We start from the raw sequence: 21,077 nt of genomic DNA on the forward strand, positions 1-21,077 counted from the left end.
GATATCTCCCTCAGCGTGTCGAGCAGGATGTCGACGGCAGCGGGACGCTCCAGCACACGCGCGTTCCCCCGGCGGCGCCGGGCCCGGCGGCGCACGAGCCGCCCAGGCTCTCGGCGCGGTCGCACAGGTTGCGCAGGCCGCTGCGGCGTCCTCGCGCCGGGATGCCGACCCCGTCGTCCTCCACGAGCAGGGTCAGCCGGTCCTGGTCCAGGCAGACGGTGACGGCGGCGCGGGTGGCGTGGGCGTGCCGCACCACGTTGGAGATCGCCTCCCGTGCCACGGCCAGCAGGTGCTCCCCCACGGGGGCGGGCACGCGGGTGTCGAGCTGCCCGTCCATGCGCAGGGCCGGCAGGAAGCCGAGGGGCTCCCGGGCGCCCTCGACCAGCTCGACGAGCCGGGCGCGCAGCCCGGGGGCGCCGGCCGGGGCGCGCAGGGCGAAGATCGTGGTGCGGATCTGCCGGATCGTGCCGTCGAGTTCGTCGATCGCGGTCCGCAGCCGCGCGGCCGCCTCCGGGTGCTCCACCAGCCGCGTGGCGCCCGTCAGCGTCATCGCGACCGCGAAAAGCCGCTGGATGACGACGTCGTGCAGGTCCTTGGCGATGCGGTCGCGGTCTTCCAGCAGGCTGAGCCGCTCGGCGTCCCTGCGTGCCTCGTCCAGTTCGAGCGCGACCGCCGCGTGCCCGGCGAAGGAGTGGACCATGCGGACCTCCGCCTCGCCGAACGGGACGCGGCCGGGCCGCCTGCCCAGCGACAGCACCCCGCGCACCGCTCCGGGGGCGCCCAGCGGCACGGCGCAGGCCGCTCCCGTCTCCCCGGCCGCGCGGAGGAGGTCGGTGTCGCCCAGGTCGGTGATCACGCGGGGCTCCGCGTGGACGAACGCCTGCCCGGCCAGCGAGCCCTCGACGGGCAGGCGGCGTGGCCGGGCCGGGCCGGGCACGCCGTCCGCGATCGCGACCCGCAGCGTCAGGCCGCCGTCCTCCGGCAGCAGGATCGCCACCGTGTCCGCGCAGGCCATCCGCCGGGCGTGCCGGGCGATCAGCGTCAGCACCCGCGGGGTCTCCGCGCCGGACAGCAGGCTCCTCGTGATCTCCGCCGACGCCTGGAGCCAGGTCTCCCTGCGGCGGGTGTCCTCGTACAGGCGGGCGTTCTCGATGGCCACCCCGGCGGCGCTGGCGAAGGCGACGATGATCGCCTCGTCGTCCTCGTCGAACTCCCCTCCCCCGCGTTTCTCGGTCAGGTAGAGGTTGCCGAACAGCCGGCCCCGCACCCGTACGGGCACGCCGAGGAAGCCCGTCATCGGGGGATGGCCGGCGGGGAGGCCGTACGACGCGGGGTGGTCGCGGATGCGGGCCAGCCGCAGCGGCCGGGGCTCCTTGATCAGCAGGCCGAGCAGGCCCAGGCCGTGCGGCCAGTGCTCGATGCGGGCGATCTCCTCCTCGCTCAGCCCGGCGGGGATGAAGCGGGCGAGGGTGTTGTCCTCGCCGATCACGCCGAGCGCGGCATATCGGGCGTCGGCCAGCGTGGCGGCGGTCTCGACGATCCGGTGCAGCACGGTCTCCAGGTCGAGGTTCCCGCCCACCGCGACGACCGCCTCCAGCAGCGCGTGGGCCCGGTCACGCGTCGACAGGACCGCCTGCAGCCTCGTGTGCAGGTCGGCCAGCAGCCCGTCCAGGTGCGTCTGCGGGATCATGGTCCGCTCCCCCGTGGGCGCCACGCATGCCCCCCACACTTGGAGTCTCGCAAATCGGACACTCCGGACTCCTGCCCTTTGCCAGGTTGCGACCGGCTTCTTACGGTGCGTATGCGCCTACCCGCCGTCGGTCACGGACATACTCGGATTGAGGCGAATCGGACTTGAGGCGAGTCGACGCGGGGGTGCGTCATGAGTGAGCCGCGTGACGGCGTCATCCGGGTCGCCTGGCGCGGAGCCGACCGGTTCGACGTCCGGATCCGGCGGCACGTGGTCCGCGCCGACCGGCCGCATGACGTCGGCGGGAGCGACACCGGCCCCACTCCGGCCGAGCTGTTCGTCGGCAGCGTGGCGGCCGGCATCGCCTGCTGCGCCGAGCGCTACCTGCGCCAGCGGCAGCTGCCCGCCGGGGTGGGCGTGACCGCGCGGTACGGCCTGGGCGTCTGCCCCGGGCGGATCGACCGCATCGAGCTGTCGGTGGACGCCCCCGGCCTGCCCGACGGGCTGCGCGCCTCGCTCCTGTCGGTCCTGGAGCACTGCGCCGTCTGCACCACGCTGCGGGTGCCGCCGCGGGTCACGTTCGAGGTCCGCCAGGCCGTGCCCGAGATCCCCGTCACGCCCGGGTGACGGCGGCCCGGTAGTCGCGGGCGATACCGGCCGCGACGGCCAGCAGCGGATCGACCAGGCGGGGCAGCTCGCGCACCCGCCTGGAGGAGACCACGATGCCGACGGCCGCGACGGGCCGGTCGTCGACCAGCACGGGCGCGGCCGCCGAGCAGGAGCCGAGCGTCATCTCCTCGTGGGTCGTGGCGTACCCCTGGGCGCGCACCTGGGTCAGCTCGCGGGCCAGCCGGCCCGGCTCGGTGATGGTGTGGGGGGTCGGCCGCTCCAGCGGCCTCGACAGGTAGGAGCCGACGAACCAGCCCGGTTCGTAGGCGAGCAGCGCCTTGCCGACACCGGTCGGGTGCATGGGCAGGCGCGCACCCGTCCGCGACACGATCGGCACGGCCCGCTTGCCGTACACCTTGTCGACGTAGAGCACTTCGAGCCCGTCGCGCACCGCGAGGTGGACGTTCTCCCCGGTGCCGCCGAACAGCTCCTGCAGCCAGGGGTGCGCCACCTCATGCAGCGGGTCGGGAGCGAGCTGCCCCAGCTCCCACAGGCGGCGGCCGATCTGGTAGCGCCCGTCGGCGCCGCGGCGCAGGGCGCGCCACTCCTCCAGCTCCCCGGCGAGCCGGTGGACGGTGCTCAGCGCCAAGCCGGTCCGTTCGGCGATCTCCGTCAGCGTGAGCCGCGGGTGGTGGGCGTCGAAGGCGCCGAGGATGGCCAGCACCCGGGACGTCACGGAACGCCCCGGATCGCGCGCGCCGCCGGCCATATGGCTCCTTCTTCCACTCAGTAGAAGCAAAGCCTACGCGAGACGGCGGCTGCTTCCCGATGCTTTAGCCATGCGAACTCAGGTCGGGATCATCGGAGCCGGGCCGGCCGGCCTGCTGCTCTCCCATCTGCTCCATCTGCGCGGGATCGAGTCCGTCGTGCTCGAACGCCGCAGCAGGGAGTACGTCGAGCGGCGGGTGCGGGCGGGAGTGCTCGAACAGGGCACGGTCGACACCCTCGTCGAGGCGGGGGTGGGCGAACGGATGCGGCGGGAGGGCCTGCCCCACCACGGCATCGAGCTGCGGTATGGCGGAGCGGGCCATCGCGTCGCCTTCGAGCGGCTGGTGCCCGGTCGCTGCATCACCGTGTACGGCCAGCAGGAGGTCGTCAAGGACCTGATCGCCGCGCGGCTGGCGGCCGGGGGCGACATCCGCTTCGAGGTGGACGACGTGGCGGTGCACGACATCGGCACCGACCGGCCGTACCTCACCTTCACCGGAGCGGACGGCGCGGGCGAGCGGCTGGACTGCGACGTGATCGCCGGGTGCGACGGCTTCCACGGGGTGTCCCGGCCGTCGATCCCCGAGGGCGTGCTGACCGAGTATCAGCGCGACTACCCCTTCGCCTGGCTCGGCATCCTCGCGAGGGTGAAGCCGTCGTCGGAAGAGCTGATCTACGCGCGGACCGAGCGCGGCTTCGCGCTGCACAGCATGCGCTCCCCGGAGATCAGCCGCTTTTATCTGCAGGTGGCCCCCGACGAGGACCTCGCCGAGTGGCCCGACGAGCGGATCTGGTCCGAGCTGCGGGCCCGGCTGGAGACGGTGCCCGGTTTCACCCTCGCCACCGGCGAGATCCTCGAACGGGGGATCACGCCGATGCGCGGCTTCGTGGCCGAGCCCATGCAGTACGGCAGGCTGTTCCTGGCCGGGGACGCGGCCCACATCGTGCCGCCGACCGGCGCGAAGGGGCTCAACCTCGCGGTGGCCGACGTGCGGGTGCTGACCGAGGCGCTGGCGCGTTTCTTCGCCGACGGCTCGACGGAGGCGCTGGACGGCTATTCACAGGCCTGCCTGCCCCGGGTGTGGCGGGCCCAGCACTTCTCGTGGTGGATGACGACGCTGCTGCACACGTTCGAGTCCGACGACGCCTACGCCAGGAAGCTGCAGACCTCCTACCTCGACTACGTGACATCCTCGGAGGCGGCCGCGACGACGCTGGCGGAGAACTACGTGGGCCTGCCCTACCAAGAGGAGAAGCCATGACACACCCTCCTTACCTGCACCCGGACTACGCCAGCACGGTCCTGCGGGCGCCGTCCCGCCAGCCGCTGGAGATGAAGGAGGATCCGGAGGCGGCCGAGCTGACGGGCCCGGTCTTCGGCCACGGCGAGGTGGATGCGCTCGACGCCGACCTGACCACGGGCCACGCGGGCGAGCCGCTCGGTGAGCGCATCATCGTCACCGGGCGCGTCCTCGACGCCGCGGGCCGGCCGATCCCGGGCACGCTGGTGGAGGTCTGGCAGGCCAACTCCGCCGGGCGGTACGCCCACCAGCGCGACCAGCACCCGGCCCCGCTCGACCCCAACTTCACCGGCGCGGGCCGGTGCCTGACCGACGACGAGGGCCGCTACCGGTTCGTCACGATCAAGCCGGGGGCCTATCCCTGGCGCAACCACCCCAACGCCTGGCGGCCCGCGCACATCCACTTCTCCGTGTTCGGCACGGCGTTCACCCAGCGCCTGGTGACGCAGATGTACTTCCCCGGCGACCCGCTGTTCGCCTTCGACCCGATCTTCCGGTCCATTCCCGACCCGGCCGCCCGCGAGCGGCTCGTCGCCGCGTTCGACCTCGACGTGACCGAGCCGGAGTGGGCTCTCGGCTACCGGTGGGACATCGTGCTCGGCCAGACCCCCATGGAGGACGCGTGACCACTCCCTCGCAGACCGTCGGGCCGTTCTTCGGGTTCGCCCTGCCGTACGCGGCCGACTGGGAGCTCGTCCCCGAGGGCCACCCGGGGGCGGTCACGATCACCGGCGTGGTGCTCGACGGGGCCGGTGAGCCGGTGCCCGACGCCCTGCTGGAGCTGTGGACCGGAGAGCCCGGCGATCGGGGCGCCCTCAGCCGGGAAGGCGCCGGGGTGTCCGGCTTCGGGCGGTGCGGCACCGCGCCCGACGGCTCCTACAGGTTCCGCCTCGCGCCGCCGTCCCGGCCGTACGCCGCGCTGCTGGTCTTCGCGCGGGGCCTGCTCAAGCCGGTGCGGACCCGCGTCTATCTCGCCGACGCGCCCGACCCCCTGCTCGGCTCCCTCGACCCGGCCCGCCGCGCGACGTTGCTCGCCCGCCCCGAGGGGCAGGACGTCTACCGGTTCGACGTGCGGCTGCAGGGCGAGCAGGAGACGGTTTTTCTTGAGTTCTGATGTGGGGCTCCTGGGCCCCGTGTGGGCGGGCACGGACGTCGCGGCGGTCACCGGCGACGACGCCTGGCTGCGGGCGATGCTGGAGACGGAGGTGTGCCTCGCGCGGGCGCAGGCCCGTCTCGGCGTCGTCCCTGAGCGGGCCGTCGCCGCGATCGCCGAGGCGGCGCGTGAGGACCGTCACGACGCCGCCGATCTCGCCCGCCGCGCCAGGGACGCGGGCAACCCCGTCGTGCCCCTGGTCAAGGACCTGCGGGCCGCGGCCGGCGAGGCGGGCCCCTGGGTGCATCACGGCGCCACCAGCCAGGACATCCTCGACACGGCGGCGATGCTGGTCGCCGCGCGGGCCCGCGAGGTGATCCTGCGCGACCTCGGCCGGGTGCTCACCGCGCTGGCCCGGCTGGCCGCCGATCACCGGGACACCCCGATGGCGGGGCGCACGCTCGGGCAGCAGGCCGTGCCCACCACGTTCGGGCTGAAGGCCGCCGGGTGGCTGGCCGGCTGCCGGGACGCCCGCGACCGCCTCGCGGCGGTGCGGCTGCCGGTCCAGCTCGGCGGCGCGGCCGGCACCATGGCCGGATATGGGGAGAGGGCGCTCGGCCTGCTGCCGCTGTTCGCGGCCGAGACCGGGCTGGCCGAGCCGGTGCTGCCCTGGCACACGCTGCGCACGCCGGTGACCGACCTGGCCGGCGCGCTCGCCGCCGTGACGGGCGCGCTGGGCAAGCTCGCCACCGACGTGATCCTGCTGGCGCAGAGCGAGGTGGGCGAGGTCGCCGAGCCCGCCGCGCCCGGCCGTGGCGGTTCGTCGGCGATGGCGCACAAGCGCAACCCGGTGCTCGCCACGATGATCAGGTCGGCCGCGCTGCAGGCGCCCGCGCTCGCGCAGATCGTGGTCGCCGCGCGGGTCGCCGAGCACGAGCGGCCCGCGGGGAGCTGGCACGCCGAGTGGCAGCCGATGCGCGAGTGCCTGCGCCTGGCCGGCGGCGCGGCGGAGACGGCCGCCGAGCTGACCGAAGGGCTGGAGGTCTTCCCCGGGCGCATGCGGCACAATCTCGATCACCTGCGCGCCGTGCTGGCCGAGCACGGGGAGGACCCCGGCGTCGGGCAGGCGCCCGCGCTCGTCGACCGGGCGCTGGAATGGCACACGAGGAAAGACCGATGATCCTGAACCACCGATTCGACGGGCCGCCGGACGCTCCGGTCGTCGTGCTCGGGCCCTCGCTCGGCACGACGCTCGGGCTCTGGGAGCCGCAGCTTCCCGCGCTCACGGCCGCCTGGCGGGTGCTCCGCTACGACCTGCCCGGCCACGGCGGATCCCCGGCCGCGTCCGGCCTCACGCGTGATCTCACCGTGGACGACCTCGCCGGCGCCGTGCTGGCGCTGCTCGACCGCCACGGCGTCCAGGCCGCGGCGTACGCCGGGGTGTCGCTGGGCGGGGCCGTCGGGACCGCGCTGGCGCTGCGCGCGCCGGACCGGATCGCGAGCCTGATCCTGTGCTGCACCTCCGCCCGCTTCGGCACGGCGGAGAGCTGGCGCGAACGCGCCGCGCTGGTCCGCGCCGAGGGCACCAAACCTCTGGCCGAGGCGACGCGGGGCCGGTGGTTCACCCCGGGCTTCCCCGACGCCGAGCGCTACCTGGACATGCTGCGCGGCGTTGACCCCGAGGGATACGCGGCGTGCTGCGACGCCCTGGCGGTCTTCGACGTCCGCGACCGGCTCGGCGAGATCCGCGCGCCCGCACTGGTGATCGCCGGAGCGGACGACCCGGCGACCCCGCCGTCGCACGCGGAGGTCCTCGCCGGGGGCATCCCGGAGGCCGCGCTGCTGGTCGTGCCGGGGGCCGCCCACCTCGCCACCGCCGAACGCCCGGACGTCGCGACCGCGGCGATCACCAAGCACCTGACCATCCGCTGGAGGACGGCATGAGCTACGACGACGGCATGCGGGTGCGCCGCGAGGTGCTGGGCGACGCGCACGTGGACCGGGCGCGGGCGCGCACCACCGAGTTCACCGCGGACTTCCAGGACCTGATCACCCGCTATGCCTGGGGGGAGATCTGGACCCGGCCGGGGCTCGACCGCCGGACCCGCAGCTGCATCACCCTCACCGCCCTGGTGGCGGGCGGGCACCTGGAGGAGCTGGCCATGCACGTGCGGGCCGCGCGGCGCAACGGGCTCACGACCGGCGAGATCAAGGAGGTGCTGCTGCAGACCGCGATCTACTGCGGAGTGCCCGCCGCCAACGCCGCGTTCGCCGTCGCCCAGCGGGTGCTCGCGGAGGACGCCCCGGATGGCGGCCCGGATGGCGGCCCGGATGGCAGCCCGGAGGACACCCCGGGGGAGGCCACATGACGCCTGGGAGGAGGTGAAGTCCTTCTCCCTGGGTACGGGTGCCTCACGAGCAGAGGAGGGACCTGAATGATCGAAATCATCCCCGTCGAGACCCCCTCCCTTGGCGACCGCAGCTACCTCGTCACTGACGGGAAGGTCGCCTTCGTGGTGGACCCGCAGCGGGACGTCGACCGGCTGCTCCGCCTGGCCGAGCGGCGCGGCGTGGAGATCCGCCACGTCTTCGAGACCCACGTGCACAACGACTACGTGACCGGCGGGCCCGCCCTCGCCTCGGCCACCGGCGCGGACTACCACGTCAACGCGGCCGACCCCGTGGAGTTCGACCGGTGTCCGATCGAGGACGGGGACGTGGTCGAGATCGGCCCGCGCACGCGCCTTCGCGCCGTCGCCACCCCCGGCCACACCTACACCCACCTGTCGTACGTGCTGGAGTCCCCGGGCCGGCCGCCCGCCGTCTTCACCGGGGGCTCGCTGCTGCACGGCACGACCGGGCGGCCCGACCTGCTCGGCCCCGAGCACACCGGCGCCCTGGCGCGCGCCCAGCATGCCTCGGCGCACCGGCTGGCCCGCGAGCTGCCGGCCGAGACCCGCGTCCTCCCCACCCACGGGTTCGGCAGCTTCTGCTCGGCCGCGCAGTCGGACGTCGCCGAGTCGACGATCGGCAGGGAGCGGCAGGTCAACCCGGTCCTGACCCGCGGCGAGGACGACTACGTGAAGGCGCTGCTGGCCGGGCTGGACGTCTATCCGGCCTACTACGCGCAGATGGCCCCGCTCAACCTGGCCGGGCAGGACGCGCCCGACCTGTCCCCGCCGCGCCACGCGGACGCCGCCGAGCTGCACCGCCGCCTGCGGGCCGGCGAGTGGGTGCTCGACCTGCGGTCCCGTACGGCTTTCGCGGCCGGCCACCTGGCGGGGACGCTCAACTTCGGGCTGGACGGCAACCTCGCCGTCTACCTGGGCTGGCTCGTTCCCTGGGGGACACCGGTGACGTTGCTGGGCGAAACGCCCGGGGACATCGCGCGGGCCCAGCGCGAGCTGGCCCGGATCGGCATCGACCGCCCGGCCGCGGCCGCCACTGGAGGGCCCGCCGAGTGGGCCGGCGACGACAAGCCCGCGTCCATGCCGGCGGCGACGTTCGCCGACCTGGCCGCCGTACGCCGGAGCCGCCCGATCGTGGTCCTGGACGTGCGCCGTGAGATCGAGTGGCGCGAGTCGCACCTCCCCGGCGCGGTCCACATCCCGCTGCACGAGCTGCCCGCGCGGCTCGGCGAGGTGCCGGGCGGCGAGGTGTGGACGCACTGCGCGAGCGGCTACCGGGCGTCCATCGCCGCCTCGATCCTGGCCGCCGCCGGGCGGGACGTGGTGGCCGTGCACGACCAGTACGACGGCCGGGCCGCCGCCGCGTAGATCAAAGCGCAGATCAAAGCGCAGATCAAAGCGCAGATCAGCCGTGTAGATCAGCCGAGCGCGAGCACCGCGATCACGGTGCGGGCGGCCTGCCCGCCCTCCTCCTCGGCGATCTCCAGGGCGGTCGCGACGTCGAGGTCGTCCAGCAGCGCGCGCACGGCCGCCCGCTCTCCCGCCGCCGAGGCCGCGGGCCGCCCGGCGGCGGTTCGGGAGGCAGCACGGTGCAGCCGCTCCAGCCGGGCCTCGGCCTTCTCCAGGTCGCCGGGGCGGTAGTCCCAGTCGGCCGCCCAGGGGTGGCCGAGGAGCAGCAGGCGTACGGCGCCGACGGGATGGTGCCGCAGGAGGTCGGCGGTGAAGACGAGGTTGCCCGCCGACTTGGCCATCTTGGCGCCGTCCACCCGGACCACGCCCACGTGCAGCCAGGCCCGGGCGAACGGCCGCACTCCGGTCACCGCCTCGGCCATCGCGGCCTCGTAGGCATGGTGCGGGAAGCGCAGGTCGGCGCCGCCCGCGTGCAGATCGAGGGCCGGGCCGAACGTCGTCAGCGCCATGGCGGCGCACTCGGCGTGCCAGCCGGGCCGTCCGCTGCCCCACTCGCTCGGCCAGCCCGGCTCTCCCTTCGCCGAGGGCCGCCAGACCGCGACGTCCGCCGGGTCGTCCCTGCGCGGGTCGGTCTCGCCGAACTCCGCCAGCAGGCGGGCCGCCTCCTCGGGGCCGAGCCCGGCCCGCTCGCGCACGCCCGCGCCCCGGAAGTACACCGCGCCGTCCCGCTCGTACGCGTGGCCCAGGTCCAACAGTGCGCGGGCGAGCGCCACGACCTGCGGCACATAGGTGTGCGCCCGCGGCTCGTACGTCACCGGATGCACGCGCAGCGCGGCCATGTCCCGGTCGAAATAGAACTGCTGCACGGCGGCGAAGCTGTCGTACGGACTGCCGGCCCGGCGCGCCGCCGAGGTCAGCACGTCGTCCACGTCGGTGACGTTGCGGCACACCTCGACGGGCACGCCCGCGTGCCGCAGCACCCGCCCCGCGACGTCGGCCCACACGAACGTCCTCGCGTGACCGAGATGGGTCGTGTCGTAGGGCGTGATCCCGCACACGTACATCCGGGCGCGGCCCACCACGGGCAGCGGCCGCCCGCCGATCGTCAGCATGAAACCCCCTTCATCCCGGGCGGAGGAACTCCCGCAGCCGATCCAGTGGCCACGTGTTGATTACCCGGTCGGGGGTGAGCCAGCCGCGCTGCGCGGTGCCGACGCCGTATCGCATGACGTCGAAGTGCGGCACGGCGTGCGCGTCGCTGTCGATCGAGAACAGCACGCCCCGGCCGGCCGCCCGCCGGACGAGGTCGGAAGGCAGGTCGAGCCGGTCGGGGAAGGAGTCGATCTCCAGCGCCGTCCCGGTGCGCACGCAGGCGTCGAACACCCTCGTCCAGTCGGCGTCCACCGGCTCCCGCCTGCCGATGATCCGCGCCGTCGGATGGCCGATGATCTTCACGTACGGGTTCTCGCAGGCCCGGATCAGCCGCCGGGTCATCTCCTCGGGCGGCTGGGTGAAATGCGAGTGCACCGAGGCCACGCACAGGTCGAACCCGGCCAGGAACTCCGGTGGCCAGTCGACCTCGCCCTCCGGGCCGATGTTGAGCTCGCACCCGTGCAGCAGCGTCATGCCGTGGCGGGCCGCGCCGAGGCGGCGGAGCCGTTCGCGCTGGTCCAGCGCCTTCTCGTCGGTCATCCGCTGCATGAAGAGGTTGGGCGCGTGGTCGGTCACCGCGTAGTAGGCGTAGCCGCGCGCCGCGGCCGCCTCGACCATCTCCTCCAGCGGCGCGAGCCCGTCGGTCAGGTCGGTGTGCGTGTGCAGGTCGCCGCGGATGTCGGCCAGGGTCACCACCTTCGGCAGCCCCCCGCCCAGCGCGGCCTCGATCTCCCCGGTGTCCTCGCGCAGCGTCGGCTCGATCCACGGCAGGCCGAGCATGCCGTACACCTCCGCCTCGTCGGCCGAGGCGATCTTCTCGCCGGTCGCCACGTCGAACACGCCATACTCCGACAGCTTCAGCTTGCGGTGGACGGCGATCTCCCGGGTGCGGATGTTGTGCGCCTTCGAGCCGGTGAAGTATTGCAGCGCGGCGCCCCAGGAGTCCCTCGGCACCACCCGCAGGTCGACCTGGAGCCCCGCGTCCGTGCGGACCGAACTCTTCGTCTCGCCGTGCGCGATCACCTCGGTGACGTACGGCAGCGCGGTGAAGGCCGCCATCAGGGCGGCCGGGTCCTCCGCCGTGGCCAGGACGTCGACGTCGCCGATCGTGTCCTTCATGCGCCGCAGCGACCCGGCGTACGCGCACCGCTCGCAGCCCGGCACGGCCGACAGCGCGGGGACGACCTCCTCGGCGACCGCCATCGCGATCCCGATGTGCACCCGGCTGCCGGTCTTGCGCATCACCTCGATGCCGTGCAGCAGGTTCTCCTCGGTCTTCGGCCCGAAGCCGTGCAGCCCCCGCAGGTCCCCGGCGCGGATGGCGTCCTCCAGCTTCTCGATCGAGTCGATGCCCCGCTCCCGATAGAGGAGCATCGCCTTCTTCGGCCCCAGCGTGGGGATCGTGGTCAGCAGGCGCACCCCGGCGGGGATCTTCGTCCGCAGCTCCTCAAGCTGGTGGATCGACCCGGTCCGCAGGTATTCCTCGATCTTCGCGGCGATCGACGCCCCGACGTTCGGGATCGCCCGCAGCTCGGCCGCGTCCATGCCGTCGATGTCGCGGCCGTACCCGCCGACCGACCGGGCCGCCTTCTCGTAGACCCGCACCTTGAACGCGTCGCCCCCGGTGATCGCGATCAGGTCGGCGTACTCCTGCAGCAGCCCGGCGACCTCCTCGTTGCAGCGTCTCATCACAGGCACCCCCAGGCCAGGCTGCGACGCGCCCCGGGCCCCTCTCCAGGTGCGGAGGTCCCGGCCGTCTGTGACCGAAGACCCGGGGACCGAAGACCCGGGGACCGAAGACCCGGGTGACGACGCTGTCCGCTTCGGCCGGAAGGCGGCCGGAAGGCGGCGGGAAGGCGGCGGGAAGGCGGCCATAATGCGGCCATAATGGCGACCATGACGGAAGCGGCGGCGAAGCGCGTGCGGCTGCCGGGCCGGTTGCTCGTCCCCGCGTTCGGGCTGACCGCCCTGCTGCTGATCTCTCCGGCCGCGGTCGCCGCCTCGGTGGTGCCGGCCTGGCCCGCCTGGACCCTGGTGGCCGCCGCAGGGTTGTCGTTCGCGGGAGCCGTGCTGACCGCCCGCCTGGATCGCCCGGACGTACGGCCCGTGACGGCGGCGTTCGTCGCGCTGCTCGCGGCGGTCGTGGTCACGGCGGCCCTGGCCTACCGCGAGGACGGCTGGCAGACGCTGTTCTCCCTGCTCGCCGTGGCCGTGGCGCTCGTGCTCCCGATCCGGGCGGCGCCCCCGCTCGTCGCGGTCACGGCCGTGCTGGCCACGATCGTCCCGGTGCACGGCTCGGTCGGCGAGGCGCTGTGGGGCGCCGGGCTGACCACCTTCCTCGCCGGGATCACGACGTACGGCTTCCGCCGGATGGGCGAGGTGATCGCGGAGCTCGCCCGGACCCGGGAGGCGCTCGCCGTCGCCGCCGTCTCGGCCGAGCGCCTGCGCTTCTCCCGTGACCTGCACGACCTGCTCGGCCACACGCTCTCGATGGTGGTCGTCAAGGCCGAGGCCGTACGCCGGCTGGCCCCGCGCGACACGGAGGCGGCCGTGCGGCACGCCGCGGACATCGAGGCCATCGGGCGGCAGGCGCTGACCGAGGTGCGCGAGGCGGTCACGGGTTATCGGGACGCGAGCCTCGCCTTCGAGCTCGACAGCGCCAGGGCGGCCCTGGACGCGGCCGGCATCGACTGCGTGGTGAACGAGTCGGGGCCCGCGCTGTCGTGGGAGACCGACATGCTGCTGAGCTGGGTCGTCCGCGAGGGGATCACGAACGTCGTGCGGCACTCCGGCGCCCGGCGCTGCGTCATCACGCTGCGCCGCGACCGCGACCCCGTGCTGGTCGAGATCAGCGACGACGGCCCCGATGACGGCGACGGTGACGACACGACAGGCGGGAAGGACGGCAGCGGCCTGCGCGGGCTGCGCGAGCGCCTGGCCGTCGCAGGCGGGCGACTGACCACCGTCCGCACGCCGCGGGGGTTCGTCCTCACCGCCGAGATCCCGCACGCGGGCGTGGACGACGACGACCGGAAGGACGGCCTGTGACCCGTGTGCTGATCGCCGAGGACCAGACGATGATGCGCGACGCGCTCACCGTGCTGCTCGATCTTGAGGACGACTTCGAGGTCGTCGCGCAGGCCTCGACGGCGGGCGAGATCGTGCCCACCGCGCTGCGGGTCAAGCCCGACGTGGCCCTGCTCGACATCGAGATGCCCGGCGGCAGCGGCCTCGACGTGGCCGCGGACCTGCGGGCCGCCCTCCCGGAGTGCGTGGTGGTCATCGTCACGACGTTCGGGCGGCCCGGTTATCTGCGCCGCGCGCTCGACGCGGGCGCGCGGGGCTTCGTGGTCAAGGACCGGCCGGTCGGCGAGCTGGCCCAGGCGATCAGGCGCGTGCTGGCGGGCGAGATCGTGGTCGATCCCGCCCTGGCCACCGCCGCTCTGAGCGCCGGGCCCAACCCGCTGACGCCGCGCGAGCGCGAGGTGCTGGCCGCCGCCGCGGACGGCTCGGCCGCCGCCGACATCTCCCGCCGCCTCTACCTGTCGGAGAGCACCGTACGCAACCACCTGTCGGCGTGCATCACCAAGACCGGCACCCGCAACCGCATGGAGGCCGTCCGGGTCGCCCGCCACAACGGCTGGCTGTAACCCCGTCGGCACCCCCTTAGCGCTCCCCCTCGGCGCTCCCCTCAGCGGCTGAGGTACTCCTCGCCGAGGGCGCGCAGGCGGGCGTGCGCGGAGCCGTACACGTCCGGGCCGCCCAGGTAGGCCTTGGGCAGCTTGGCCACCATGGTGTAGTTGGTGTCGCAGACGTTGCCGACCGGGGCCTCCCCGCCCTGGCTGACGAGCTGGTAGGCGTCCAGCTCGTCGAGGCCGGTGAGGGAGGCGGTCCAGGTGACGAGGTCGTGCTGGCTGATGCGGTAGGCGTCCTCCAGCGGCCGGGCCGAACCGGTCGACATGATGTGGTGGTCGTCCTCCAGCCGGGGCCACGGCGTGCCGGCGCCCTTGATCAGCTCGACGGCGACGACGGTGTTCATCGCGGCCTCGACGGCCGTGCCGCAGACCTCGCCGTGGCCCTGACGGCAGTGGCCGTCGCCGATCGCGAACAGCGCGCCCGGCACGTTGACGCCCAGATAGACGGTGACCCCGGCGCGCAGCTCGGGGGTGTCCATGTTGCCGCCGTGGGCGTCGGGGGTGATGGTCATCCGCGCCTCGGCGGCGGCCGGGGCGACGCCCACGGTCCCGTGCATCGGGTCGAGCGGCATCTCGACGGCGAAGTCGCCCCGCCGGGCGCGGTAGCGCACGGTCCGCTTCTCGGCGTCCACCTCGTACATCCACACGGCCTCCTCCAGAGGCGGCTGGAGCGTGGCGGTGGTGTGCGTGCTCGTCAGCGCCCCGAAGTGCGGGAACGTCGTGGAGACCGCCCAGTCGCGGGCGGGCTCGATGGAGACGAAGTGGAGGGCCAGCGTGTCGCCGGGCTCGGCCCCCTCGACGTGGAACGGGCCGGTGACCGGGTTCAGATAGGGGAACTCGCAGACCTGCGAGGGAAGGTCGCCGGGGCCCCTCACCCGGCCGCCGAAGCAGTCCTCGGTGTACAGCTCCAGCACCGTGCCGGGGGCGACGGACTCGACGGCCGGACGGCCGCCGAAGGTGTACGCCAGGTCGTCGGGACGGGGACGGTAGGACACGATGTTCACTCGGTGGCCTCCGGGGTGACGGCGGACAGGGTGGGGCGCCGGCCCATCATGTAGGAGCCGGCGAGGATCACGACGCCGATCGCCAGCCAGACGAATCCGAGCACCTGGGCGGCGATGCTGGCGTTGATCACGACGTAGAGCAGGATGAGGAAGCCGATCGCGGGGGCCACGAGGTGCCGCCACCAGTCACGGCTGCGGTTGCGCACGACGTAGTGGACGACGACCGAGACGTGCAGGGCGAGGAACGCGGTCATCGCGCCGAAGTTGACCAGCGAGCCGAGCAACCCGATGCCGTCGTCGCGCGTGCTCAGGTACAGGCCGAGGGCCAGGGACACCACGGCCACCAGGAACGTGGCGTTGACCGGCACCTTGCGCGTGGGGTGCACCTTGCGGAGGAACGCCGGGAGCTGGCGGTCGCGGGCCATGGCGAACAGCAGGCGGGAGGTGGCCGCCTGGGCGACCAGGGAGTTCGCGAACCCCCACGCGACCGCGGTGGCGACGGCCGTGAGCACGCTCAGCCAGTGGCCTCCGGCGTACTCGGCGGTGTCGTAGAACGCGTTGTCGCCGCCGTGGGCGAGCAGGTCGGCGCGGTTGGGGGCGAGCAGCGCCGCGACCCAGGTCTGCACGACGAACAGCGCGCCGGCCAGGACGAGGGCGAAGACCATCGAGCGGCCCAGGCGCCGGGTGCTCTCGCGGCTCTCCTCGGCGAGCATCGAGATGCCGTCGAACCCGAGGAACGACAGCACCGCCACGGACACGGCACCGAACGCCAGCGGCCAGGAGAACGTGGAGGAGTCGAACAGCGGGCTGAGCGCGGCGCCGTGACCCTTGCCCTGCGCCAGGGCGACGATCCCGACGACCAGGAAGATCGCCAGCACGATCAGCTCCGCGACCAGCATGATCTTGTTCATCCGGGCGGTCATCTCGATGCCGAGGTAGTTGACCACCGTGTTGAGCACGATGAAGGCGATCAGCCAGACCCAGATCGGCACGCCGGGCACGAACGACGTCATGGCCGAGCTCGCCACGAGGTACAGCAGCGCCGGCACCAGCACGTAGTCGAGCAGGATCACCCAGCCCGCGAGGAAGCCGACCGGTGCGGCGATGCCCCGGCCCGCGTACGTGTAGACCGAGCCCGCCATCGGGAACGCCCGCGCCATCTGGGCGTACGACAGGGCGGTGAACGCCATCGCGACCATGCCGATCACGTAGGCGAGCGCCACCATCCCGCCGGACGACTGGAAGACGCTGCCGAAGATGCCGAACGGCGCGATCGGCACCATGAAGATCAAACCGTAGATGAGCAGGTCGGCGAAGCTGAGCGAGCGCTGCAGCTCCTGTTGGTAACCAAAGCGCTCGACGCCGGGCGCCGTCGACTGTGGGGAGGACATGGATCCGCTCCTAAACGCACATGGGGGCAGAGCCGTACGATAGGGGCAATCCTTGAAAACGAAAAGGTTTCTCGTGGAAGTTTTATAAGGGGTACACAAACGGCGCGACGACCTCGAAGTCCAGCCCGTCGGCCCTGGCGAGGTACACCCGCTGGCGCACCCGGCCCGCGTCCAGCGTGAGCGGGCCGCGCCCGGAGACGATCGTCGTGCCGTCGGCGACCGCCTCCACGGCCGGCACCGCCAGCGTGCCCGCGCGCCGGGCCAGGGCGGCCAGCATGAGCACACCCTCGTAGCAGCCGTGACCGTGCCCGTTCAGCAGCGGCGCCTCGGGGCCGAACACCGCCGTGTAGCGCTCGGCCAGCGCGAAGTTGGCGTCGGTCGCGATGCCGCCGAAGTACCCCATGGCGGCGTAGAGCCCGCCGGTCGTGTCGCCGCCCGCGGCGAGCAGCCCGTGCTCCTCCAGCGCGCCGCACAGCCGCGCGCAGCCGAGACCGCTGGCGGCGAAGGCACGGTTGAACGCGATCAGGTCGCTGCCGATGAGCGTGAGCAGCACGGCGTCCGGCCGCGCGGCGGCCACCTCCTCCAGCAGCCGGTCCGTCCCGGCGGTCCCGGGCGGGACGAGCCGCTCCCCCACGACCGTCGCGGACCGGGCGCGCAGGTGCCCGCGGGCCGAGGCGTGCACCAGGCGCGGCCAGACGTAGTCGTTGCCGAGCAGGAACCAGCGCCGGGCCCGCCGGTGCCCGACCAGCCAGTCGATCCCCGGGGCGACCTGCAGCGACGCGGGCTCGCCGAGGTAGTAGACGCCCGGACGGCGGGCGCCGCCCTCGTACGGCGGGGTGTAGACGAAGGGGGCCGCGCCGCCCAGCGCCTGCTCGACAGCGATGCGCACGTCGCTGGCGTGGGTGCCGACGACGGCCTGGACGGCGCCGGAGAGCACCAGGCTCCGCACCTCCGAGGCGACCGCGGCCGGGCCGCGGCCTCCGTCGACGAGCACGAGCTCGACCGGCCTGCCCAGCACTCCCCCAGCGGCGTTGACCTCCCGGGCGGCCAGCACGGCACAGTTGATCGCTCCGGGCCCGAGCAGACCGAGCACGCCGGAGACCGGCACCACCAGCGCGACGCGGAGCGTGTCCGCGGGCAGCAGGTGTGCCTCGAGAGAGTCGATGACGACTGTGACAGGATCGGCCACGTGCACGAGTATCCCCCCACCGAACAGGTGACCGGCCTCGGGTCGTCGCTCGCCTATCTGCTGAGCCGGGCAGAACGCAGCGTCAACCGCGGCCTGGCCGCCGTGCTCGCCACCGAGGACGTGACCGTCGAGCAGTGGCGCATCCTGCAGGCGCTCGCGGACGGGCGCGGGCACTCGATGGGCGACCTGGCCGAGGCCGCGCTGATGCCCCACCCCACGCTGACCAAGGCGGTCGACCGGCTGGTGGACCGCGCGGTGGTCTACCGGGGGCACGACCCGGCCGACCGCCGCAAGGTCGCGGTCTTCCTCGCCGACCGGGGCCGCGACCTGCTCGCCCGCCTGGAGGCGGGCATCGCCGAGCACCAGCGGGGGATCATCACGGCGTACGGCCCGGCCCGCACCGACCGCCTGATGCGCGAGCTGGAGTCGCTGCTGGCCGCCCTGGAGGACTGACATCGAAGTGAGGTAGGCATGAGCACTTCCGGCACGGCACGACCCGTCGACCTGTTCGGCGCGGAGCTGGTGCGCGACCCGTTCGAGGGCTACTCGCGCCTGCGGGAGCAGGCCCCGATGGTGCGCGGCTCCTTCCCCGGCCTGGACTCCCCGGTCTGGCTCGTCACACGATACGACGACGTCAAGACCGTGCTGGGCGACCGCAGGTTCGTCAACAACCCGGCCAACGTGCCGGGTGCGAACGTGCACAACATCCGCGAGCAGCTCATCGAGGCCCGGGGCATCCCCCGCGAGTACGCCCCGTACATCCTCGACAGCGTCCTCGACTCCGACGGGGACGACCACCTCCGGCTGCGCAGGCTGGTCTCGCGCGCCTTCACCGCCCGCCGCGTGGCGGAGCTGCGGCCCCGGGTCGAGGAGATCACCGAAGACCTCCTCGACAGGCTGCCCGGCCACGCCGAGGACGGCGTCGCCGACCTGATCGAGCACGTCGCCTACCCCCTGCCGATCACCGTCATCTGCGAACTGGTCGGCATCCCCGAGGATGACCGCCCGCGGTGGCGGGAGTGGGGCAGGAGCCTGGTCTCGCTCAAGCCCGGAGCGATGGCCGAGCCGCTGCGGCACATGGTCGCCTACATCCAGGAGCTGATCGCCCGCCGCCGGTCCGAGCCCGCCGGCGACCTGCTGACCGGCCTGATCCGCGCCCACGACGAGGACGGCGACCGGCTCACCGACACCGAGATGGTCACCATGGTCCTCACGCTCGTCCTCGCCGGGCACGAGACCACCGCCCACCTGATCGGGAACGGCACCGCCGCCCTGCTGACCCACCCGGACCAGCTCGCCGCGCTGCGGGCCGCCCCGGAGCTGCTGCCGCGCGCCGTGCACGAGCTGATGCGCTGGTGCGGGCCCGTCCAGGGCACCCGGATCCGGTACGCCGCCGAGGACGTCGAGTTCGGCGGCATGACCGTGCGCCGGGGCGAGCCGGTGATGGCGGTGCTGGTGTCGGCCAACTACGACCCCCGGCGCTTCGACGATCCCGACCGGCTCGACGTCACCCGCGAGCCCGACGGCCACAAGGAGGTCCACGTCGGCTTCGGCCACGGCCTGCACTACTGCCTGGGCGCGGCGCTGGCCCGGCAGGAGGGCGAGGTGGCCTTCGGCGCCCTGCTGCGCCGCTATCCGGCGCTCGAACTGGCCGTCGCGCCGCAGGACCTCGACCGGCAGTTCCTCCCCTTCTCCTGGCGCCTCGCCCGTCTCCCCGTACGCCTGGGGGCGTGAAAGGACGTCAGAGAGACGTGCCGGGGACGGCCTGGCCGGCGATCAGCGGTTCGAGGGTGAGACCCTCGTGCTCCCGCTGGATGGAGCGCATGCGCCACTGGTCGGCGAACACGGCGAGCAGGGCCTGGTCGCGGCTGCGGATCAGCACCTCCGCGCCGCGCTGGCGCCGCAGCACCTCCGCGGACTCGGCGTCGGTGCGGAGGGCGAGGCTGTACTCCAACCGGTCGAGGACGATCTCCGCGCCGAACTCGGTGGCCAGGCGCTGCTGCACGACCTCGAACTGCATGGGCCCGACCGCCGCGAGCACCGGGGCCTGGTCGCCGCGCAGGTCGGAGCGGAGCACCTGGATCACGCCCTCGCCGTCGAGCTGGTCGATGCCGCGGCGGAACTGCTTGGCCTTGGCGGTGCTGCGCGACCGGGCCACGGCGAAGTGCTCGGGGGCGAAGCTGGGGATGGGCGGAAACTCCACCGGCGTCCCCTCGTAGAGGGTGTCGCCGGGCCGCAGCGCGGTGGCGTTCACCAGCCCGACCACGTCTCCCGGGTACGCCTCATCGATGGTGGCGCGCTCCTGACCGAACACCGACTGGGCGTACTTGGTGGCGAACGGACGGCCGGTGGCGGCGTGGGTGAGCACCATGCCGCGCTCGAACCGGCCGGAGCAGACCCGGACGAACGCGATGCGGTCGCGGTGGGCGGGGTCCATGTTGGCCTGCACCTTGAAGACCAGGCCGGAGAACGGCGCGTCCAGCGGCCGGTCCGCTCCCTCGACGTCCGGCCGGGGCGCCGGGGCGGGGGCGAGGTCGACGAGCACGTCCAGCAGCCGGGCCACGCCGAAGTTCGACAGCGCCGCGCCGAACAGCACCGGCGTGGACTCGTGCGCCTCGAACGCCTTCTGGTCGTGCTCGGCCCCGATGGCGGCGAGCAGGTCGGCCTCCTCCTCCGCGCGCACCCAGTCGGCCCCGAGCTCGGCGGCGGCCTGCCCGGGGGTCAGCTCGGTCTCCAGCGCCTTGGTCGCGCCGCCGGGCGTGCGGGTGTAGCGGACCGCGCGGCCCTGCAGCCGGTCGACCACGCCGTGGAAGTTCCCGGCCACGCCGATCGGCCAGGTGACCGGCGTGGGACGCAGGCCGGTGCGCTCCTCGATCTCGTCGAGCAGCTCCAGCGGCTCCCGGCCCGGCCGGTCCCACTTGTTCACGAACGTGATGACCGGGATGCGGCGGTGGCGGCAGACCTCGAACAGCTTCATGGTCTGCGGCTCCATGCCCTTGGCCGCGTCGAGCAGCATGACCGCGCAGTCGACCGCGGCAAGCACGCGGTAGGTGTCCTCGGAGAAGTCCGCGTGACCGGGCGTGTCCACCAGGTTGAACACATGGCCGCGATAGTCGAAGCGCAGCGCGGCCGACGTGATGGAGATGCCGCGGGCCCGCTCCATCTCCATCCAGTCGGACGTCACGCCCCGCCGCCCGGCCTTGCCGTGCACGGCTCCCGCCTGGGTGATCGCCGAGGCATGCAGGGCGAGCGCCTCGGTCATCGTGGACTTTCCCGCGTCCGGGTGGCTGATCACCGCGAACGTGCGGCGCCTGGCCGCCTCACTCGTGGCGGCGCTGGTGGCAGTGCTCATCGCCGCGTCCCCCTG

General features: G+C 73.6%; 20 protein-coding genes. 12 read left to right on the forward strand and 8 right to left on the reverse strand.

Annotated features, from left to right (window positions below; translation table 11 throughout):
* Positions 1 to 10: 10 nt before the first annotated feature.
* Positions 11 to 1,690 (reverse strand): sensor histidine kinase, encoded by a 1,680-nt coding sequence (locus tag FLX08_RS10995; RefSeq protein WP_142618515.1) that lies wholly within the window; start codon positions 1,688 to 1,690, stop codon positions 11 to 13.
* A 192-nt stretch (positions 1,691 to 1,882) separates the two neighbouring features.
* Between FLX08_RS10995 and FLX08_RS11000 the strand changes: the two genes are divergently transcribed.
* A complete protein-coding gene (locus tag FLX08_RS11000) occupies positions 1,883 to 2,317 on the forward strand; it encodes an OsmC family protein (RefSeq protein WP_142618517.1) in 435 nt (144 codons plus the stop codon).
* On the opposite strand, the gene FLX08_RS11005 is transcribed toward FLX08_RS11000, so the two are convergent.
* On the reverse strand, positions 2,304 to 3,068 hold the full coding sequence (locus FLX08_RS11005) for an IclR family transcriptional regulator (protein WP_142618519.1): 765 nt from the start codon (positions 3,066 to 3,068) through the stop codon (positions 2,304 to 2,306). The two genes, FLX08_RS11000 and FLX08_RS11005, sit on opposite strands and share 14 nt — an antisense overlap.
* A 70-nt stretch (positions 3,069 to 3,138) precedes the next feature.
* Here FLX08_RS11005 and pobA point away from each other — a divergent pair, with 70 nt between their 5' ends.
* The 7 genes from pobA to FLX08_RS11040 all read left to right on the forward strand — a co-directional run bounded on the left by pobA (position 3,139) and on the right by FLX08_RS11040 (position 9,237).
* On the forward strand, positions 3,139 to 4,329 hold the full coding sequence (pobA, locus tag FLX08_RS11010; protein ID WP_142618521.1) for a 4-hydroxybenzoate 3-monooxygenase: 1,191 nt from the start codon (positions 3,139 to 3,141) through the stop codon (positions 4,327 to 4,329).
* Positions 4,326 to 4,994: a protocatechuate 3,4-dioxygenase subunit beta gene (gene pcaH / locus FLX08_RS11015; protein ID WP_142618523.1), complete on the forward strand. Its 669-nt coding sequence runs from the start codon at positions 4,326 to 4,328 to the stop codon at positions 4,992 to 4,994. The genes pobA and pcaH overlap by 4 nt, the downstream gene beginning before the upstream one ends.
* A complete protein-coding gene (locus FLX08_RS11020; protein WP_142618525.1) occupies positions 4,991 to 5,482 on the forward strand; it encodes a peptidase associated/transthyretin-like domain-containing protein in 492 nt (163 codons plus the stop codon). Before pcaH ends, FLX08_RS11020 begins: the two co-directional genes overlap by 4 nt.
* Complete coding sequence (gene pcaB / locus FLX08_RS11025; RefSeq protein ID WP_208761383.1) at positions 5,472 to 6,641, forward strand: 3-carboxy-cis,cis-muconate cycloisomerase; 1,170 nt, start codon at positions 5,472 to 5,474, stop codon at positions 6,639 to 6,641. Before FLX08_RS11020 ends, pcaB begins: the two co-directional genes overlap by 11 nt.
* Positions 6,638 to 7,405: a 3-oxoadipate enol-lactonase gene (pcaD, locus tag FLX08_RS11030; protein ID WP_142618527.1), complete on the forward strand. Its 768-nt coding sequence runs from the start codon at positions 6,638 to 6,640 to the stop codon at positions 7,403 to 7,405. The genes pcaB and pcaD overlap by 4 nt, the downstream gene beginning before the upstream one ends.
* A complete protein-coding gene (gene pcaC, locus FLX08_RS11035; RefSeq protein ID WP_142618529.1) occupies positions 7,402 to 7,830 on the forward strand; it encodes a 4-carboxymuconolactone decarboxylase in 429 nt (142 codons plus the stop codon). Before pcaD ends, pcaC begins: the two co-directional genes overlap by 4 nt.
* Positions 7,831 to 7,896: 66 nt before the next feature.
* Entirely contained in the window at positions 7,897 to 9,237 is a 1,341-nt protein-coding gene (locus FLX08_RS11040) for an MBL fold metallo-hydrolase (protein ID WP_142618531.1), read from the forward strand.
* Between the two features lie 50 nt (positions 9,238 to 9,287).
* Here FLX08_RS11040 and FLX08_RS11045 read toward each other — a convergent pair whose 3' ends face one another.
* Positions 9,288 to 10,391 carry a class I tRNA ligase family protein gene (locus FLX08_RS11045; RefSeq protein ID WP_142618533.1) on the reverse strand — a complete coding sequence of 368 codons (1,104 nt, stop codon included), beginning with the start codon at positions 10,389 to 10,391 and terminating at the stop codon, positions 9,288 to 9,290.
* A 10-nt stretch (positions 10,392 to 10,401) separates the two neighbouring features.
* Positions 10,402 to 12,120 carry a DNA polymerase/3'-5' exonuclease PolX gene (gene polX, locus FLX08_RS11050; protein ID WP_142618535.1) on the reverse strand — a complete coding sequence of 573 codons (1,719 nt, stop codon included), beginning with the start codon at positions 12,118 to 12,120 and terminating at the stop codon, positions 10,402 to 10,404.
* Positions 12,121 to 12,327: 207 nt separating this feature from the next.
* Between polX and FLX08_RS41320 the strand changes: the two genes are divergently transcribed.
* Both FLX08_RS41320 and FLX08_RS11060 read left to right on the forward strand, forming a co-directional pair.
* Positions 12,328 to 13,479, forward strand: coding sequence for a sensor histidine kinase (locus FLX08_RS41320; protein WP_208761384.1), 1,152 nt, complete (start codon positions 12,328 to 12,330; stop codon positions 13,477 to 13,479).
* Positions 13,476 to 14,081 (forward strand): response regulator transcription factor, encoded by a 606-nt coding sequence (locus tag FLX08_RS11060; RefSeq protein WP_142618537.1) that lies wholly within the window; start codon positions 13,476 to 13,478, stop codon positions 14,079 to 14,081. Before FLX08_RS41320 ends, FLX08_RS11060 begins: the two co-directional genes overlap by 4 nt.
* 41 nt (positions 14,082 to 14,122) lie before the next feature.
* Here the strand turns inward: FLX08_RS11060 and FLX08_RS11065 are convergent, their stop codons facing one another.
* The 3 genes from FLX08_RS11065 to FLX08_RS11075 all read right to left on the reverse strand — a co-directional run bounded on the left by FLX08_RS11065 (position 14,123) and on the right by FLX08_RS11075 (position 17,710).
* A complete protein-coding gene (locus FLX08_RS11065; protein WP_142618539.1) occupies positions 14,123 to 15,130 on the reverse strand; it encodes an acetamidase/formamidase family protein in 1,008 nt (335 codons plus the stop codon).
* Positions 15,127 to 16,521 carry an APC family permease gene (locus FLX08_RS11070; RefSeq protein WP_142618541.1) on the reverse strand — a complete coding sequence of 465 codons (1,395 nt, stop codon included), beginning with the start codon at positions 16,519 to 16,521 and terminating at the stop codon, positions 15,127 to 15,129. The genes FLX08_RS11065 and FLX08_RS11070 overlap by 4 nt, the downstream gene beginning before the upstream one ends.
* 82 nt (positions 16,522 to 16,603) lie before the next feature.
* Positions 16,604 to 17,710 carry a substrate-binding domain-containing protein gene (locus tag FLX08_RS11075; protein WP_142618543.1) on the reverse strand — a complete coding sequence of 369 codons (1,107 nt, stop codon included), beginning with the start codon at positions 17,708 to 17,710 and terminating at the stop codon, positions 16,604 to 16,606.
* On the opposite strand from FLX08_RS11075, the gene FLX08_RS42905 reads away from it, so the two are divergent.
* Positions 17,711 to 18,163, forward strand: coding sequence for a MarR family winged helix-turn-helix transcriptional regulator (locus tag FLX08_RS42905; RefSeq protein WP_280117091.1), 453 nt, complete (start codon positions 17,711 to 17,713; stop codon positions 18,161 to 18,163). It begins immediately after the preceding gene.
* Positions 18,164 to 18,181: 18 nt separating this feature from the next.
* The gene (locus tag FLX08_RS11085) at positions 18,182 to 19,444 is read left to right on the forward strand and encodes a cytochrome P450 family protein (protein ID WP_142618545.1); all 1,263 of its coding nucleotides are present in this window, start codon (positions 18,182 to 18,184) and stop codon (positions 19,442 to 19,444) included.
* Positions 19,445 to 19,451: 7 nt separating this feature from the next.
* Here the strand turns inward: FLX08_RS11085 and FLX08_RS11090 are convergent, their stop codons facing one another.
* Positions 19,452 to 21,062, reverse strand: a complete 1,611-nt coding sequence (locus FLX08_RS11090; RefSeq protein ID WP_142618547.1) for a peptide chain release factor 3 — start codon at positions 21,060 to 21,062, stop codon at positions 19,452 to 19,454.
* Positions 21,063 to 21,077: the final 15 nt, after the last annotated feature.

Source organism: Microbispora hainanensis (assembly GCF_006874475.1).
Taxonomy (GTDB): domain Bacteria; phylum Actinomycetota; class Actinomycetes; order Streptosporangiales; family Streptosporangiaceae; genus Microbispora; species Microbispora hainanensis.

What these genes read in the sequence shown, in the direction of transcription:
- FLX08_RS10995 (WP_142618515.1), bottom strand. Translation starts at nt 1,690, where the DNA reads ATGATCCCGCAGACGCACCTGGACGGGCTGCTGGCCGACCTGCACACG.
- FLX08_RS11000 (WP_142618517.1), top strand. Translation starts at nt 1,883, where the DNA reads ATGAGTGAGCCGCGTGACGGCGTCATCCGGGTCGCCTGGCGCGGAGCC.
- FLX08_RS11005 (WP_142618519.1), bottom strand. Translation starts at nt 3,068, where the DNA reads ATGGCCGGCGGCGCGCGCGATCCGGGGCGTTCCGTGACGTCCCGGGTG.
- pobA (WP_142618521.1), top strand. Translation starts at nt 3,139, where the DNA reads ATGCGAACTCAGGTCGGGATCATCGGAGCCGGGCCGGCCGGCCTGCTG.
- pcaH (WP_142618523.1), top strand. Translation starts at nt 4,326, where the DNA reads ATGACACACCCTCCTTACCTGCACCCGGACTACGCCAGCACGGTCCTG.
- pcaD (WP_142618527.1), top strand. Translation starts at nt 6,638, where the DNA reads ATGATCCTGAACCACCGATTCGACGGGCCGCCGGACGCTCCGGTCGTC.
- pcaC (WP_142618529.1), top strand. Translation starts at nt 7,402, where the DNA reads ATGAGCTACGACGACGGCATGCGGGTGCGCCGCGAGGTGCTGGGCGAC.
- FLX08_RS11040 (WP_142618531.1), top strand. Translation starts at nt 7,897, where the DNA reads ATGATCGAAATCATCCCCGTCGAGACCCCCTCCCTTGGCGACCGCAGC.
- FLX08_RS11045 (WP_142618533.1), bottom strand. Translation starts at nt 10,391, where the DNA reads ATGCTGACGATCGGCGGGCGGCCGCTGCCCGTGGTGGGCCGCGCCCGG.
- polX (WP_142618535.1), bottom strand. Translation starts at nt 12,120, where the DNA reads ATGAGACGCTGCAACGAGGAGGTCGCCGGGCTGCTGCAGGAGTACGCC.
- FLX08_RS41320 (WP_208761384.1), top strand. Translation starts at nt 12,328, where the DNA reads ATGACGGAAGCGGCGGCGAAGCGCGTGCGGCTGCCGGGCCGGTTGCTC.
- FLX08_RS11070 (WP_142618541.1), bottom strand. Translation starts at nt 16,521, where the DNA reads ATGTCCTCCCCACAGTCGACGGCGCCCGGCGTCGAGCGCTTTGGTTAC.
- FLX08_RS11085 (WP_142618545.1), top strand. Translation starts at nt 18,182, where the DNA reads ATGAGCACTTCCGGCACGGCACGACCCGTCGACCTGTTCGGCGCGGAG.
- FLX08_RS11090 (WP_142618547.1), bottom strand. Translation starts at nt 21,062, where the DNA reads ATGAGCACTGCCACCAGCGCCGCCACGAGTGAGGCGGCCAGGCGCCGC.